This window comes from Pseudarcicella hirudinis (assembly GCF_900115665.1).
Taxonomy (GTDB): domain Bacteria; phylum Bacteroidota; class Bacteroidia; order Cytophagales; family Spirosomataceae; genus Pseudarcicella; species Pseudarcicella hirudinis.
Window position 1 is genome coordinate 24,386 of record NZ_FOXH01000020.1, and the last position, 16,913, is coordinate 41,298.

Here is a 16,913-nt window from a genome sequence, read left to right on the forward strand (position 1 = left end):
ATAATTACTTTTAAAAATTTATTACTTAGCTCCGGACAACAGAAAGCCTCCTTCTGTAATGATTGTTTCACCAGCTTCCAGTCCTGATTTAACTACAATTTTATTTTCCTGTGTATCAGCTATTTCTATTTTCCGTTTCAGGTATTTATTTTCGGCTACTTTAACAAAAACAAAACTGGCATCACTCATTTGAAATATTGCTTTGGAAGGAATGAGTATCAGATTGACGGGTTTATCAGTGAAATTAACGGTAACATACATTCCTGGTTTTAAGGTATGATCCGCATTGCCGGCTTCTATCAGCACCCTTACGCTTCTTGTCTCCTCGTCAACAATTTCATCGATGTGAAAGACTTTAGCTTTAATGATTTTTTCAGGAAATGCGGCCATTTCGATATGACATTCATCCAGCTTATGAATAAAGCGGAGGTCTTTTTCTTTTATTTGTCCTGCAATCCAGATTTTGGACAATTCTGCGATGGTCGCTATACTTGAGGCATCATCTTTTATGAATTGCCCCAGTACCGCTTTGTTTTCTATCACTTCTCCGGCAATGGGCGAGCGAACTACCAATGGCTGTCCCAGTACCATTTTATCAGGATCTGCTTTGAAAAGTTTAATGCCGGTCGCTGCATTGTTATATTCAGTCTTTTCTATCTCATAGGCAGTTTGTGCTTCTTCAAAATCTTTTTGGGTGCCAACGCCGTTGTCCAGTAAATCTTTCTGGCGTTTCAGCGTTTTCCGGGCCTGCTCCAATTGTGACTTTTCCTGAAAAAAAACCTTTTGAGCTGCCATAAAGTCGGGAGAACTAATTTCAAATAAAGGTGTTTCCGGTGTTGTCTTCATACCCAGTCTTAAATAAGATCTGGTAAGTCTTCCGGCGAACGGTGAAGCTATCTCTGCATATTGAGTTGGGATAACTTTTACCGTTCCCGGGCTAAGCATTTGCCAGTGATAAGGTTCCTTTTGTACAAGAGCTGTTTTCAGCTTTGCCTTAAAAGCCGAGTTAGGAGGGATAAAAATAGTATCTCCCTGTAAACTGTAACCGACAGTTTCCTGCTCCTGCTTTGGTTTGTCGCAGGAAAAAGCGATCCATGCTATGAAAATGCCAATAATTGCTTGCTTCATTTTAAGGGTTTTTAATTATTCTGAATTTTTGATAAACCTGAATTTATCAATTGGGTTAAGGTTAAGCAGATCAGTAAAAGATACTTCCCGGGAGAAAGTTTGTTGAAACGACTGTAAAGCAGATAATATGTTTTTTGGCTGTTTTACACATCTGTCTGTAGTCCGACGACTTCCCATTTTACTTTCATTACATCATGTTCAATGGTCAGTCGGCTGGCCACTTTTTCTATTAAATTGTCCTGAGGAGAACTGGTGGTGATTTCTGCGGTAATAATAGTATTGCAGGGATCTCCATTTTCAATACTGGTTAATGAGCGCATTAATAGTCTATCGTCATTGCCGAGGTGCTGCATCAATAATACTCTGATATGATTTTCGACTTTTTCCTTGCATTTGATGGTGAAAAGGTATTCTGTTTGTGCAGCATCTGATTTGGTAAAAGGCAGTTTGCTCAGCTTATTGCCAAAGGGACGAAGAACCAGATGGGTGAGCATAACAGCAATGCTGACGATGGTTGCCTCGGCAGTTAATCCCATTGCAGAGAATGAGCCGATGGCAGCAGAGCACCAGATTGTTGCGGCAGTATTCAATCCCTGAACACTCATGCCATCTTTCATAATGACACCCGCCCCAAGAAAACCAATGCCACTTACCACATAAGAGGCTACACGGCCAACGGCATCACCGCCGATTTTTATAGACAGCAGTACAAAAGCAGCTGAACCAAGTGATACAAGGGTATTGGTACGGAGTCCTGCACTTTTTTGTCGCCACTGGCGTTCAATGCCAATGGCGGCACCCAGGAAGAGTGCCAATCCGAGACGAGTGGTGAAATCTAAGATATTCATTGTTCTTTCTGTTTGTGCAAACAAGCAATCTGCCACACAGCCTTAAAGAACTGTGCAGGTTAATGCAAAAATTTGCGGATGTTACAAAGGGGACCTGCATCCATGTTTTATATGTTTTTCAATGATGGCACAAAAGTAAGGCAGCTTCCTTCGGGAAGCTGTTACAGACCTTTTATAAAAAAATTAGAATTTTATTAGAATGAAGAAATCAGAGATGCGGTAACTGAATGGTGAAAATGGTTCCAATATTTGTCTGGGAGGTGACTGAAATATTTCCATGGTGCAGCAAAACTATTTTTTGGCTAAGAGAAAGTCCTATGCCATTGCCTTCTGTAAACGTTTTGTTTTCGCCACGATAAAAAGGAACAAAGATACTTTTCAGATCATCGGCCGCAATGCCAATGCCATTATCAGAAAAACGGAGTATAATTCCTTCTTTGTCGAATGAAACCGCAACGGTACTTTGTTTGTCATTTGAATATTTACAGCTGTTTTCCATCAGATTGGCAAATGCAACTTTTAAAAGATATTCATTGCCATTTACAGAAATATCAGCATCATCTTCGAAATCCTTTTCAAAAATAATGTTGATTTTAAATGAGCTGTTGTTGTGCAAAACATCGTTTCTTGCCTCAATCAGCACTTCATCAAGGCGCAGGTTTTTGAAAGCGATTTCGGCTGAATCATAATTTGCCTTTGCTAAATCCAGTAAGTTATTTGAGAGATGAATTAATTTTTGGGTATCAGAAATAATGTGCTCAATGGCCTTTTTATATTGCTCATTGCTTCGCTCTTTTTCAGCTGTCAATTGCAGTTCTGCAAACATGGCAGTAAGAGGCGTCCGCAGTTCATGGGAAATATTGGAAACGAAATGTTTCTGAGCATCAAAGGAATTTTCCAAACGATTCAGCATTTCATTAAAGGTATTTGCCAAATCGGTAAGTTCATCATTGTTTTTGTTTGTATTTAACCGGAGATCAAGATTGGTAGCGGAAATTTTTTTCACCTTGTCGGTCATTTGGGTAACCGGTTCAAATGCTTTCTTAGAAAAGAAATGCCCGGCCAGATAGATAAACAAAATAGAAATTACGAAGACGAAAGAACTTGTTCTTAATAAGCTGTTGAGTTTATCGTATCCGTATTGATCGTAAGCGGCTGCCGTGATAAGATATTTTTTGTTTTTATACGGAAATTTTAAGCCTATTACCTGCCAGTCTTTCTGGTAAAATCTGACTTCCCCCTTTTTATAAATTTCGTCAATCATGGGTCTTGTTTCTTTTACAAAGTCAAGATCCACAGCATCATGGTAAAGCAGGTGAAAGGAGGTGTCGTAAATTGCCACTTCCACCTCGTTTAATATTTTACGGTTATTATGGTAAATTTCCTGAAGGGTTTTTACTTCTACTTCTGCATTCAGAAACAGATTTGCTTTAGTTATGGCCTCTTTTTTCAGGGATGTGTAAAAATCTTTTTCACGGTTTTTTTTTGCGCTGTAATAAATTACCGAGGCAAACAGCAGTAAGATAGTTGCTGTAATAAAGGTAAACAATATGGTGAGCCGCGTCCTGATTTTCATTCAGCTTTCAGAATAAATCCCATTCCTGATTTGGTATGAATGAGTTTTTTGTCGAAGTCTTTATCAATTTTTTTACGCAGATAATTAATGTAAACATCAATGAAATTAGTCCCGGTGTCGAAGTGAGTATCCCAAACCTTTTCAGCAATTTCACCTCTTGATAAAACTCTTTCAGGGTTTTGCATCATATATTCCAGGAGTTTAAATTCTTTTGGGGTAAGGTTTATTTCGGCATTATTTCGCTTTACGATTTTGGTGTACAGGTTAATTTCAAGGTCTGCAAATTTTAAGATAAAGCCAGTACTTTGTTCTTTTTTATGACTTCTTTTCAGTAAAACCCGGATACGAACCAGTAATTCGCGCATTTCAAACGGTTTTACCAGATAATCATCCGCTCCGGCATCAAAACCTTCTACTTTATCGTCAGTTGTGCCAAGTGCAGTAAGCAAAATAATAGGGGTGTCGGGGATCGTCTGGCGGATTTCCTTACACAGATCCAGTCCATCCATTTTAGGTAATATAATGTCTGAAATAATGAGATCATATACATTACTTAATGCTAATTTTTTTCCTGAAAGCCCGTCATATGCTAATGTAGTGGTAAAACCATGCTCTGCCAATCCTCTCTGGAGGAGTTCAGCTACTCTAAGGTCGTCTTCTATAATCAGAATTTTCATTACAGCAAAGGTACATCTTCAATTCGGACTGAGCTTTATCGGAATCAGGAAAACTTTATTGAGAATTTGCTTCTGACAGGAGAGATTCAATAGGAAAAAGAAAACGCCGGAATAGAGAGGATGCATTTCTCACATATTCCGGCGTTTCACTGCCTTGTACCAGCTTTATTATTTTACTTCTGAAAGTGGTGGCAAACTTTCGTTTACAGTAAAGACTGCTATTTTCTGGTTTCTGATAACTTCAAAAATAAATGACTTTTTATCACCTGTTTTATTCCTGAGGTATTCTTTCAACTCAAAGATATTTTTCAGTTTCATTCCATTGATTTTTTGAATTAAATCTCCGTTTTTAAAACCCAGTTTTGCTGCCTGGCTGCCATTTGCAAAATTAACAAGTGCCACACCGGCTTCGTCGTAGCCAACTCCATAAGCAGAAAGTTCTTCTCCGACAGGTTCTTTTAATAGGGCACCAAGCCAGGTATAAACAATTCCTCGGGCATAATTAATGGTTTCAGTATTTATTGTTATTTTATCAATTACAGGAGTTTTTGCAAGGGCTTTTAAGGCTGGTTTAGTTACACCGAAGTGCATTAAGTCAAAATTACTGAAACCTGTCTGCAAAGCCGGAGAAGCATCTTTTACACTGAAGTCGCCCTTGTCGGCATCTGCAAAAAGCGGGTCTCCGTTAAGTGAATTTTTGTCACAATCATTTTGGTTAAAGCGATTCTTGTTTTCCTGATCTGATACAAAAAAGTTATAATCCAGTTCTTTTCCCCATTTGCCATTCTGAGCAATGGATTTATTCATAACTGCCGGTCGGTATGCCATAAATATGATATTGTTTTTAAAAACATCACCGCTATGCTGATACCAGACATGCGGGTGGAGGCTATTGTTGACAATGATGTTGTTGGAGGCAATTCTGTCATATCCTTCCCGCATTTTCAGACCACCTTTCAACAGTAAATTATTATAAATTCTATAACTCGTTGAGCCATCGTCGAGGTCAATATCCCATCCATGGTCACAACGCCAGCGGTTGTTTCTTAAAATATTTGGTTCAATGATATCCAGGAACGGTAGTGTTGGTTCTTTGGCTACTTCAGCAACTGTCTCATTGATTTCCGGTGTCCAGAAACGGTCCCGTCCCCATGAATTAAAACTCCCGTGATCGCCTGTTTCTAAAACGGTGTTAAAGATGTCGCAATTCTCAACAATATGACCACCAAATGTACCTTCATTGATGTTGATTCCTGCCCGGGGAACATCATAGATAGAACAATGATTAACCCGGATTTTATGCGAAACGGAGATGTGAATCGGGGCGGTTTGCTTTTCGTCCCTTCCGGTCATTGTTATCAGACAGTCTTCTACAAGGCAATCTTCCGGGAAATTATCACCTTTTGGTCCCGGTGTTTTATCTAAATTTTTAAAATCCTGGTTTCCATACCTGAAGAGCGGATTTCTGACAGTAGCCGGATCACCGACAAAAGCAATTCCATTTGCTCCGCTATGGTGAATATAGCAACCCCTGATGGTAATTCTGCGATTATAATTGTTGACAAAAATGGTATTTCCACCAACCTGATCAAATTCACAATCGCTGATGGTACAATTTTCTGCCCCGTTAAAAAACACTGCTCCTCCCCGGTACACTGTCCAGTCTGAACGTAAAAGCGGTTCTTTATTATCCATAAAAGTGCGGGCGGTATGCCTGAATACAAAACCTTTGAGGGTTATGCCTTGTACAGGTTTTTCTTTTGAACCATTAAATTCAACCAGATGCCTTAATCTTACAACCTCCACTTTTGCCGTTTTTAAATCAGTTCCAGATGCCGGTAAATAATAAAGTGTATGCTCCCGGGTATTGTAAAACCATTCGCCTGCTACATCTAATTCCTCAAAAACATTTTCAACCATTCTATAGAGCGGGTGCATTTCAGAGGGGCGGTTATTCTGCCAGCCGCCCTCATATTTAAGTGTACCGTCCTGATTTCGTCCCTGTATTTTCCAGTGCATATCTCCCCACAAATAACTGTGCATAGCATGGATATAGCCATCTTCAGGATTTTTCCAGCCTTTTATCCGGTTTTTCACTAACGGATCAGTCAGAGAATCTGCTTTGGCATTATGATTTAATGCCCAGGTGTCAAATACATTTTTGCCAGTTACTGCATTAGGAAACCTGGCCATTCGTTGGCGTGTACCGTTGATATATAACTGGTCAATCGTAATATTATCCGGAACCTTTGCCTTGAAAATTCCTTTTTGCCAGGGTTTCCAATCGAGTTTCAATGACAAGCCGCCACTTAAAACAGCCTTGCCTTCATGTTCAGCCCGATAAGTAATTGGTGAAGCCGGATCTCTACTGTCTTCAGGCGTAAAAAGGATCGTTTCAGGTAAGTAGTAGATTCCATCTTTAAAAACCACGTTTACCGATTTATCAACCGGTGCTTTCTGAGCTAATCCTTTGGCTTTAGCAAAACTCGCCAGGGGTTTCTCTCTCGTCCCATTATTTTTATCGTTCCCATCCGGAGACACATAGATATTTTGTCCTGAAGAGGAGAAAGAAAAAGCCAGAATAAAGATCGCAGATAATATTTTTTGAACGCTTTGAGTCATTATTATTCAATGATAAAATATTTATTTTCAATAAGTTAATAGATTTGTAAAGGGTGTGCCTTTCTGATAAATAAGATACTGTTGAAAAAGACATTTTGATGAAGATAATACCCCTGAACAGAAAGAGATTTTCACATTTATCTTTCCGATTTCAGCAAGATTAACCGGATTCCTTCTGAAGATTTTTACCAAAAATTAACAGAAAAGCCTCAAAACTGATAAAAAGCTTTTAACCATTCATAACGTATTTGCGGGGTTATATCCCAATTCTTTAGAAATGAAAACGCAATTGGATTTAAACTGTTACTATTGCATTTGTATGGAAAATGGCTCAATAATTCCTGAAACATATGTCCGTTAATGTAATTTAAGTTATGCGTAATCCGGAAATACCATCTATCTATGAAAAAGCGGTTGTTAATATTCATTTTCTCTATTTGTCTGCCCCGGATCTCTTACACCCAGAATATTGATTCGATTGTAAATCATGCAGCGACAACCTATCTGGCTGGCAGACCGTGGGTTGGATTGTCCGTGGGAGTCATTAGAAAAGACAAATTTCACCTTTATTATTTTGGCAGTACCCAAAAAGATAAAAACAGTCTTCCTGTTACAACCAGCCTTTACGAAATAGGGTCAATTACCAAGACTTTCACCAGTATGTTGCTGGCACAGGCAGTGGTTGACGAAAAGGTTAATCTGAAGGATGATATCCGAAAATATCTTAAAGGCAGTTACCCCAATCTTGAATTTAATGGTAAACCTGTTCAATTGATTCATTTGGCCAATCTGACATCCGGACTTCCGGACAATCTTCCTGAAAATATGCCGCCGTTTCAAACGAAAGAGCGGGAATCTCAGCTTTTTGAACTGAAGAAAATACATGATGGTTATACACGATCCCAATTTCTGCAGGATCTTCATACCGTAAAATTAAGCAGAGAACCTGGATTAAATCCTGCACATTCTAACACCGCGGCTCAGTTACTGGGTTTTTTACTCGAAAATATTTATGGGATGAGTTATGCTGACCTGTTACAAAAATATGTAACCGGCCCTTTGAATATGAAGCATACTTATATTTCCGTTCCAACATCAGAAAAGGGTTTTTGCGTAAAGGGATATAATGAAAAAGGCATTCTTATGCCAGAAATTCCGAAAGATGCAGGAAGTGCCGGGGTATTGAAATCAAGTCTGGCCGATATGATGAAATATGTTAATTATCACCTTAAGGAAAAGGATAAACGAGTAGTGCTTAGTCATACCCTTTTCTGGGGGAATTATGAGAACTTTGGAATAGGTTTAAACTGGTATTTAAAGACAAATTTTGATGAAAAAAGGCGGATTTGGACATCAGGGGGTACTTTTGGTTTTTCTTCTTACAGCGTTCTTTATCCTGAAGCTGATTTTGCAGTGATAACGCTTGCGAACCAAAATGGCGAAAGCGCAGAATATGCTTTGTCTGAAATAGCAAATACTATTTATAATGAAGTACACTTTTCGGCTCCGGAACGCTCTGCAGAAGGTTTTGGCTTTTCAAGATCTGTCAATCTTCTGCTTGAAATGTTAAACCAGCGGGGATTTCAATTTGCCGAAGAAATAGCTAATGAATTAAAAGCGAAAGACAACAGGTTTAGATTGTCCGAAGATGAGTTAAATGTATTTGGTTACACACTGTTGGGCAAGGGCAATAAAGACAAAGCTTTGGTGATATTTAAGCTAAATGTAAGTCTGTTTCCGGAAAGCTCAAATACTTATGATAGTCTGGCTGAAGTATATGAAAGTCTGGGCGATAAAGCCCTGTCCATTAAAAATTATAAACGCTCTCTGGAACTTAATCCGTCAAATACTAATGCGGTTGAGCATTTAAAGAAGCTTGAGGATTAGATTTGCAACCACATAGGCATATAGAACACATAGAAAAAAAGAAGATATAGAAAAAAAGAAGATATAGAAAAAAAGAAGATATAGAAAAAAAGAAGATATAGAAAAAAAGAAGATATAGAAAAAAAGAAGATATAGAAAAAAAGAAGATATAGAAAAAAAGAAGATATAGAAAAAAAGAAGATATAGAAAAAAAGAAGATATAGAAAAAAAGAAGATATAGAAAAAAGGAAGATATAGAAAAAAGGAAGATATAGAAAAAAGGAAGATATAGAAAAAAAAGAAGATATAGAAAAAAAGGAAGATATAGATTTTCGAGGATAGCTTTAGATCATTACATCTCTACTGAGGAAAATGGGCTTGCTTTTAAGTTTTTGGGTTGGGTCCTGCTATTTCTTTGTTTATGCAACGGCGTTGCGTTTTGTAATTGTTTTCTTAATTTTGCTGATGATATTGCAACAGGGGAATTTGAAAAATACAATTAGAGATGACAGATATATGGGAGAATGCTTTTGCTGAAAGACAGGAGATGTGGGGGTTAGAACCTACGGAATCAGCTATTATGGCTAATGATTTTTTTAAAAAACAGCATATTAAGAATGTATTGATTCCGGGGATCGGATATGGAAGAAATGCAAAATTGTTTGTAGATAATGGCATTAAAGTAACAGGTATTGAGATTTCAGAAACTGCTATAAAACTTGCAGAAAAACATTTTGGCGCTGTAATGAAAATATATCATGGTTCTGTAACCGATATGCCTTTTGACCCGGAGTTGTACGAAAGTGTTTTCTGTTATGGATTGATTTATTTGCTGGATTTTGAGGAGCGGAAAAAGCTGATCAGAGATTGTTACAATCAGTTGCAAAGTGATGGTTACATGATTTTCTCTGTAATTTCCACTAATTCACCTAATTACGGGATGGGTAAACAAATTGGTGAAAATCATTTTGAAATACAGGGCGGACCCAGGTTGTTCTTTTATGATGAAGAAGCTATTCAAAAGGAATTCGGGGCCTATGGTTTGATGGAATTTTTTGAGATAGATGAACCTGTTAATAAGGGAGTAAACAGTCCTCCGTTTAAATTCTGGTTTTTAAAATGCTGGAAGGGACATTTGTCATGAATAGCTGTTAAGTTCCCACTTCTTCCAGTTTTACATTTCCTGTTCTTTTTAAAGAGCCCCAGTTCATGAGTTCTCCTTTAATAGCCTTGACAATGGCTTTGATTAAGACCCAGTACATCAACTGTCTGTAGGCAAATCTTTGCGGGAATAACAATTTCAACCGATTCATATTTTCATTCTCAAAGCTAAAAGCCAGTGCCGAACCTATGGTATCAACTATTAAGAAAATGAGATAATAGACAAGTATGGTTTTCCAGCTTCCTGCCAGTAATGAAACTAACATTACCATATCGGCAACCGGACCCAGTAATGGAATGATAATCTGAAAAATGAGAAGATTGGGTAAGGCGACGATACCAAGATTTCTGTATTTCGGATTGAAACAGGCATGTCTGTGTTTCCAGAATGACTGTATAATGCCGAATGTCCAGCGGAAACGCTGTTTTAAAAACATATTGACGCTTTCCGGTACTTCGGTAAATGCTTTCGCTTCAGAGCAATAGCGTACGGTATATCCCTGTTTCAGAATTCTGATGGTAATGTCGCAGTCTTCGGCAAGGGTATCGGTGGTAAATAATCCGGCGTCAATCATTACTTCTTTTCTGAAAGCACCGATTGCACCCGGAATAACACAAATACAATTGAGAAAATCGAAGGCTCTTTTGTCAAAATTCTGTGCTGTAATATATTCAATAGACTGCCATTTAGTGAGCCAGTTCATTTCATTTCCTACCTTCACATTTCCGGCAACGGCTCCTACTTCTTCATCCTCAAAATAAGCAATCATAAGAGGAATTGCATCAGTTTTAAGCTGGGTATCGGCATCGATACAGACCATTATGGCACCGCTTGCCTGTTGGATACCAAAGTTTAAGGCCGAGGCTTTTCCGCCATTTGCCTTGGTTAATATTTTGACAAGAGGGTTATTGCTGAAAGAATTCTGAACCAGTTCCAGGGTATTATCTTTCGAGCCGTCATTTACAAAAACGATTTCAAAGTCATCATAACGGGTTTTTAATAAATTACTGATGGTTCTGACGACATTGATATTTTCATTATAAGCGGGCACAATAATGCTCACTTTAGGCTTTATACCAGGTGCCCGTTGTGGGGAATTTATCTCTTTCTTTTTCTGAATAATGGCAAAAAAAGCGACGAAAAGCATTCTTCCTATCGACAGTAATATAGCAGTGAAAAAGATAATGGCAAGGGATTGCTCAATCCAGTAAACTCCGGTTGCGGTAAACCAGTTGAATCTTGAAAACCAGAAATCCTCCCCGTTTTTAATTGCAGGCATAATATCCTCTTTTCTTTTGCCAAGCAGCTGAGAGACACTGATAAACTGATATCCCTGAGATTTAAAATAGTTAATGATTTTTGGCAAAGCTTTTACCGTAGCAGAACGATTGCCTCCGGCATCATGCAGGAGAATGATGTTTCCATTATTTTTCTCACTGATAATCTTATTAAAAATCTGCTCAGCAGTAATGTTTTCTTTCCAGTCTGTCGGGTCTATACTTTCTCCGACGGTAATATAATTATCGCCTCTTCCCATAGCAACCGGCGATAATTCCTGAATGGTTTGTGGTTCTGAGTCGGCATTGTAGGGTGCACGGAACAGTACGGTCGAGTGTCCGGTTACACTTTCAATTAGTCTTCGGGTAGTATTCAATTCAATCCGGACTCTTTCCTGAGAAACTTCTGCCAGGTTAGGATGAGTAAAAGTATGATTCCCGATTTCGAAGCCATCATCATATATACGCTTAAGAATCGGGATATTATTCTGAGCAGCCATACCTACTATAAAAAAGGCAGCAGGGACATTTTCTTTCTCAAGAATATCTAAAATAGCCGGGGTATAACGGTTATCCGGGCCATCGTCAAATGTGAGCAGTAACTGTTTGGGACTGGCTTTTCCATACTTCTTAATTACATAGGAAGTGGGTAGTTCCTGATAAGTTTGTTCTGCGATCAGTTTATCGGTTGAATCTAATTTTACGCTGATTATTCCTTTTTTCGGGGAACTTAGTACATCAAGTACTTCTCCTTCTCCGATGTAATCAAAATTATTACTTGGATGAACAATCTCCATATTTTCGAGAAAAGCAGGCGTAAATCTGGCAAGGTTTAAATCGAGCGATTGTTTATAAAAACTCCATATCCGGTGGTCTTCAGATCCTAAACGCCATAAAGCTGTTCCTGAAAGGGCATAGTCTGCGGAGGCTCTCATTGCATTATAACAGGTGCCGGCATCTGTAAAATATACCTGATGTTTTAAATTGTTGTCGTCGTAATAGTCGAAGTTTAAATTGTAGTTATGATTATCAAACTTTATTTTTCCCTCTGATTCTTTGGCAGTAGTAATGGCTTCCTGATAAGTAATGTCTGTACCAATGCCTCCGTTAAACCAATCGTATCCATAAGCGGCGAGACATAGAACCAACTTTTCGGAAGGTACCTGAGAAGCCACATATTCTATGGCTGATTCTACCCATTTATGCTCTGCAATTGGTCCGGGAGTACTTGATTCATAATGCTGGTCATAGGCCATTATGAAAAGGAAGTCATTGTTTTGAGACAGTTCTCTGAGATTATAATCAGGATTAAACGGGGCAATATCCTGGGTAACAAGATAACCTTTGGCATGGAGAGCCTGATATATTTCTTTTTGAAATAATGATAAATTTTCATCCGATGATTCTTTCAAATCCTCAAAATCTACATTAACTCCCTGAAAATCATATTTGTCTAAAGCAGCTAAAACACTATTGATAAATACTTTGCGATTGGCTGCAGAAGAAATTATTCTATGGACGTTTTCTCCTCTCCATCCGTTTTTCCAGAAATTGGAGATCATAGGAATAATTTTAATATGCTTAGATTTCATGATGCGATATGCTTTGGCATCAATGTCTATTGCCACCTCATTTTTATCAGAAACAAAAAACCATTCAGGCAATACCATATTCATTTTATCGATATTATCTCTGAGAGAATAAAATGACTGAATGTCCCAGTTGACATAAAATCCGGCTCTGATCTGGTGACTTTTTTCTTTAAATAACTGATGTTTTGAATCACGTAAAATTTGTGAAGGCTTTGTTTTCTGACAGGCCAGATGATATAAGTGGCTTTCTGCCGACTCCAACACTGAAACGGGTTTGTCCGGAGAAAGTAATTTCTTGTAAAGCTCATTTTTATTAATCAAATGAGGTAAAGAAATCTCGGATTTATCAAAAATAGCCATCAGTAAGACCGAAAAAGAAAATACGGTAAGCAATACTAATGTAATGAGAACCAACAGAAAACTTCTCCAGCGTTTGGCGTTCTGACTTTGAAATATTTGTGTTGTGGAAGGCATATCTTTAAAATTCTGAAGTCAAAGAGAGATTATGTCTGGTACTACCACTTTATATTGTAAACGAAATCAAGGGTGAAATATCCAAAAGGTTTCAAATGTTCATCAGGAGAGCCGTTTAAAGGGAAAGCATACCTGTATGCGCCGGTAATTTCAGTATTGTTCCATTTAAGATACAGAGGGGCAGAGAGCTCGTAATCCTGTACCTGAAACGGGTCATTAATAAGGGTAGTTGCTGTTTTTTTACCTTTTTTATTACTCAGGTAATTTGGTGCGCTAATTACTGAAAGAGAAGACTGATTAGCCATAATAAAAGTAAATCCGGGCTGAAACTTCAGTTCGGAAGTTTCGGCTTCATTTGAGTAGAGGGGAATATCTCCGGCTATCTGAAAGGTTAATTGAGAGAGATGCTGGTCGCCCCACATATATTCATAGGTTCCGGAAACATTCCAATAGCCGAAATCATAGGTCATATCGGCAGCCAGGTAGTTTTTCAGCGGATTTTGTTCTTCTACATTATTTTCATTCCAAAGCCATCGTTCATAATTAAAGGAAGCATACAGATTTTTGACGATTTCTTTCTCATAACCGATGCCCAGGTCAAGCTTGGCTAGTTTATTATCCATTCCACTCCAGTAATATCCTGTGGCATTCAATACAAATCCGGTTTTAGAAATATATTTTGCCATCGGCATGAAGCCATATTGATTAATGCCAAAGGTTCTTCCCCGGTAATTGACAATATTCATATAGCTGGTTCCTACTTGCAGGGTGGACTGAGGAGTTTCTGTCGAATCTGATTGGATATGACCAGAGAGTAATTCTCCATTGGACGCTAAACCAGCATACAGAAGCATGATGGTTTTCAAATACGAGACTAATAACATTTTTAAGAAAATTATGGGCGTTATTAAAGAGGAATCATGCATTTGGATTCATTCCGGCGCGGATGGTTTAATCGGGTTATTTCTTCTTAAGTAGTTTATTGTTTTGCTTTCAGTTATCAATAGTTTGGAGGAAATTATAAGGAAGAATTAATGAAATTGAAAACAGAAAATGAGGAACTCTGCATAGTTGCCGGCTGTTATCCTAAGCTTTTAGAGCGTTGATGATTTAAAGGAAATGTTTATATATCTTTCTCCTGATTCAAAATGGGGATTATAAATTTTCGACGTATTTTTACATTTCCTGACTACCCTCTTAATAGCCATTCCCAAATTGAACCAAATGGAAAATTGGAAAGCTGTAATGTTTTTACTGGCCTTCGGGCAAGGAATATTTCTGAGTTTCGCCCTGATTGTAAAAGGTTTTAAACGGCAGTGGTCTAATTTCTTTTTAGGACTCATTTTTTATACCCTTGCGCTTGAGCTACTCAATGCCTGGGGCATTCAGGTACAATACCATAAATCAGCAGATGCTTTTCCCTTTTGGAATTTCCAGACATATTTAATACTTCCGCCTTCTTTATGGTTTTTTGCCCGGTTTACAACTACTCCTGACTATATGTTTAAAAGGAAGTACTGTTTTTTTTACCTGCCGGCTTTGATCGAAATAACAGTACGTAATGGTTGGAGTCTTTATCATTATTTTACCGGTAAAAACCTGCCGTTTTTGCTTGATATTCCTATCTGGTTTTTTGTTACAGAAATCCTGCCGATTATCAGTATGGCTATCGTTGTCTGGATTTATGCCCGCAAATTGTTGCATTTTCACCAATTATGGACAGAGCAGTCTTCCCGTTTAAATCTTTCACAATATCTGAGACTTTACGGACTGTGTATTTTCTTACTGGCTTTAACGCTATTATGGGCCGCAGGTGTGGTGTTAAATCTGCCCGTGTTTGCTACCATTGAAGCTGTTTTGACAGTGTTCCTTTTTGTTTTTGGTTACATCGGATATATAGATGCTGCTTTTTTCACCTTGCCTGTGTTAGCCGGGATAAAACCTTCTGAAAAACCAGAATTTGCTCATTATGATGATGAACATCAGTTAGAACGCCTCATGGTTATTTTTAAAGAAGATGCGATATATACCCAATCGAAGCTCACTTTAGAAGAAGTAGCCGGGAAGTTGCGTTTACCACCCAGGTATGTGTCATATCTGATCAATACGAAATGTAATTCCAATTTTAATAATTTTATCAATGGTTTTAGAGTTGAAGAAGTGATCCGCAAACTAAACGACCCTAAAGAACAGCACAAGACGCTTCTGGCTTTGGCATTAGAGTCTGGATTTAATTCAAAATCCACCTTCAATCAGGTATTTAAACAACATACCGGAAAATCTCCTTCACATTACATGATGACGCAAAAATAGTGCGTCTTTCCGGCTGATGAATTTTAGGCTTTATCGTAAAAAGAATGTCCGGAAACATGATTTCGGACTTCCGAAAAAGCGTTCTCAGGCGCATGAGGTTATTGGAATAGCTTGTTTTGCATTTTATCAATAAGTTTAACCTTTTACTCATGCAAAAGAAACTATTCTTCGTGGTGGCGTTATTCTGGACCCCACTTACTTTTTGTCAGCAATCCGGTAAGCATTCGATTCAGGTGCAACTCAACAGAAATGTGGAATTATTAGGGTTTGTCTATTTCTTAGGTTATGAAGGAAATCAATCTGAGACCGATTTAACGTATTCTATAGAAAAAAAGAAACGATATGCCTATGGACTTAGTTTGTACCAGCAATATAAAACCTATAAGAACAGCAAACCTCTATCAGTTATAGTAGGCTTTGCCGAGAATATCTGGCTGGACTATTTAATAAGCCTGCTCATCCAGCTTGAGGATTTTCCTTATGCCAGGCTATCAAATCAAGTAGATGAGAAGTATTATCTGCGTTTTTCTCCTGCCAATGATCCGGTTGAAGCCAGATATAATGTTTCTCTTTTTATTGATGCCATGAATAAATTATACAGGGAAGTAGATTTTGATAAATACTTCAGCCGGTATCAGAAAAAGTATGAAAATGCGATAGCACAGGTAAAAAATTCTCTGCCTGACAAACGATTTATTCCTGCAATGGAAAATTTTTACGGACAAAGTATGGACTATTATTTCTTAATTCCCAGTCTGACTATTCCGGCAGGAATGGGTTTTGGCGTTAAGTATAGCTTAGCTGATACCACAAGAGCATTTCATGTTTTCGGTACTTTCGGTCTTCAGCATTTTGCGGATGATACAGACTTAGATATGGGTTTTAATGACAGGACACACCTGCTTGAATTAAGTACCCATGAGTTTGGGCATTCTTTTGTTAATCAGGCTGTAGACAAAGTGCCGGAAGAACTGATTGCTAAAACCGAAAAACTTTTTGAGCCTATAAAAAGTGCAATGTCAAATCAGGGTTATACCGGGTGGAAGGCATGTTTGTATGAACACTTTGTCCGGGCAGGAGAGGTGATGATTGCCCGAAATCTCGGTAATATTTCTGAGGCAGAGCGTTTAAAAATCAATTATATAGAAGACCGCAAATTTGTATATCTGCCTGTTATTCTTGAGGAGTTTGAAATGTACAATAAGTCAAAACTTTATTCTTATACGCAAACGGTAGAGAACGCTATGAGAAAGTTGTTTAAAAAGGTTTCTGAATAATGAAGTTTGTAACCACATAGGATCATAGGGCACATAGTATGGGATGGGTTTGGATTGTTTGGTTTTTTGTATTCCATTCATTGTAACCACATAGGATCATA

At 38.0% G+C, this 16,913-nt stretch carries 11 protein-coding genes; 4 read left to right on the forward strand and 7 right to left on the reverse strand.

The features are described from left to right. Positions 1 to 21: 21 nt before the first annotated feature. From BM179_RS23385 to BM179_RS23405, 5 genes are all read right to left on the reverse strand, one after another. On the reverse strand, positions 22 to 1,128 hold the full coding sequence (locus tag BM179_RS23385) for an efflux RND transporter periplasmic adaptor subunit (RefSeq protein WP_092019600.1): 1,107 nt from the start codon (positions 1,126 to 1,128) through the stop codon (positions 22 to 24). 143 nt (positions 1,129 to 1,271) lie between these two features. Next, entirely contained in the window at positions 1,272 to 2,012 is a 741-nt protein-coding gene (locus BM179_RS23390) for an MgtC/SapB family protein (protein WP_229633022.1), read from the reverse strand. 172 nt (positions 2,013 to 2,184) lie between these two features. Further along, entirely contained in the window at positions 2,185 to 3,552 is a 1,368-nt protein-coding gene (locus tag BM179_RS23395; protein WP_092019602.1) for a HAMP domain-containing sensor histidine kinase, read from the reverse strand. Further along, positions 3,549 to 4,229: a response regulator transcription factor gene (locus tag BM179_RS23400; RefSeq protein WP_092019603.1), complete on the reverse strand. Its 681-nt coding sequence runs from the start codon at positions 4,227 to 4,229 to the stop codon at positions 3,549 to 3,551. Before BM179_RS23400 ends, BM179_RS23395 begins: the two co-directional genes overlap by 4 nt. Positions 4,230 to 4,397: 168 nt before the next feature. Beyond that, complete coding sequence (locus tag BM179_RS23405; protein ID WP_092019604.1) at positions 4,398 to 6,851, reverse strand: right-handed parallel beta-helix repeat-containing protein; 2,454 nt, start codon at positions 6,849 to 6,851, stop codon at positions 4,398 to 4,400. 402 nt (positions 6,852 to 7,253) lie between these two features. Here BM179_RS23405 and BM179_RS23410 point away from each other — a divergent pair, with 402 nt between their 5' ends. After that, positions 7,254 to 8,738, forward strand: coding sequence for a serine hydrolase domain-containing protein (locus tag BM179_RS23410; protein ID WP_092019605.1), 1,485 nt, complete (start codon positions 7,254 to 7,256; stop codon positions 8,736 to 8,738). 484 nt (positions 8,739 to 9,222) lie between these two features. Then, positions 9,223 to 9,861, forward strand: a complete 639-nt coding sequence (locus BM179_RS23415; RefSeq protein ID WP_092019606.1) for a class I SAM-dependent methyltransferase — start codon at positions 9,223 to 9,225, stop codon at positions 9,859 to 9,861. A 7-nt stretch (positions 9,862 to 9,868) separates the two neighbouring features. Here BM179_RS23415 and BM179_RS23420 read toward each other — a convergent pair whose 3' ends face one another. Together BM179_RS23420 and BM179_RS23425 are read right to left on the reverse strand one after the other, a co-directional pair. Continuing rightward, positions 9,869 to 13,222 carry a trifunctional glycoside hydrolase family 18/polysaccharide deacetylase/glycosyltransferase family 2 protein gene (locus tag BM179_RS23420; RefSeq protein WP_092019607.1) on the reverse strand — a complete coding sequence of 1,118 codons (3,354 nt, stop codon included), beginning with the start codon at positions 13,220 to 13,222 and terminating at the stop codon, positions 9,869 to 9,871. A 41-nt stretch (positions 13,223 to 13,263) separates the two neighbouring features. Next, positions 13,264 to 14,106 (reverse strand): hypothetical protein, encoded by an 843-nt coding sequence (locus BM179_RS23425; RefSeq protein ID WP_143095306.1) that lies wholly within the window; start codon positions 14,104 to 14,106, stop codon positions 13,264 to 13,266. 340 nt (positions 14,107 to 14,446) lie between these two features. On the opposite strand from BM179_RS23425, the gene BM179_RS23430 reads away from it, so the two are divergent. Together BM179_RS23430 and BM179_RS23435 are read left to right on the forward strand one after the other, a co-directional pair. Next, on the forward strand, positions 14,447 to 15,535 hold the full coding sequence (locus tag BM179_RS23430; protein ID WP_092019609.1) for a helix-turn-helix domain-containing protein: 1,089 nt from the start codon (positions 14,447 to 14,449) through the stop codon (positions 15,533 to 15,535). Between the two features lie 149 nt (positions 15,536 to 15,684). After that, the gene (locus tag BM179_RS23435; protein WP_092019610.1) at positions 15,685 to 16,812 is read left to right on the forward strand and encodes a DUF4932 domain-containing protein; all 1,128 of its coding nucleotides are present in this window, start codon (positions 15,685 to 15,687) and stop codon (positions 16,810 to 16,812) included. Positions 16,813 to 16,913: the final 101 nt, after the last annotated feature.

What these genes read in the sequence shown, in the direction of transcription:
- BM179_RS23385 (WP_092019600.1), bottom strand. Translation starts at nt 1,128, where the DNA reads ATGAAGCAAGCAATTATTGGCATTTTCATAGCATGGATCGCTTTTTCC.
- BM179_RS23395 (WP_092019602.1), bottom strand. Translation starts at nt 3,552, where the DNA reads ATGAAAATCAGGACGCGGCTCACCATATTGTTTACCTTTATTACAGCA.
- BM179_RS23400 (WP_092019603.1), bottom strand. Translation starts at nt 4,229, where the DNA reads ATGAAAATTCTGATTATAGAAGACGACCTTAGAGTAGCTGAACTCCTC.
- BM179_RS23405 (WP_092019604.1), bottom strand. Translation starts at nt 6,851, where the DNA reads ATGACTCAAAGCGTTCAAAAAATATTATCTGCGATCTTTATTCTGGCT.
- BM179_RS23410 (WP_092019605.1), top strand. Translation starts at nt 7,254, where the DNA reads ATGAAAAAGCGGTTGTTAATATTCATTTTCTCTATTTGTCTGCCCCGG.
- BM179_RS23415 (WP_092019606.1), top strand. Translation starts at nt 9,223, where the DNA reads ATGACAGATATATGGGAGAATGCTTTTGCTGAAAGACAGGAGATGTGG.
- BM179_RS23420 (WP_092019607.1), bottom strand. Translation starts at nt 13,222, where the DNA reads ATGCCTTCCACAACACAAATATTTCAAAGTCAGAACGCCAAACGCTGG.
- BM179_RS23425 (WP_143095306.1), bottom strand. Translation starts at nt 14,106, where the DNA reads ATGTTATTAGTCTCGTATTTGAAAACCATCATGCTTCTGTATGCTGGT.
- BM179_RS23430 (WP_092019609.1), top strand. Translation starts at nt 14,447, where the DNA reads ATGGAAAATTGGAAAGCTGTAATGTTTTTACTGGCCTTCGGGCAAGGA.
- BM179_RS23435 (WP_092019610.1), top strand. Translation starts at nt 15,685, where the DNA reads ATGCAAAAGAAACTATTCTTCGTGGTGGCGTTATTCTGGACCCCACTT.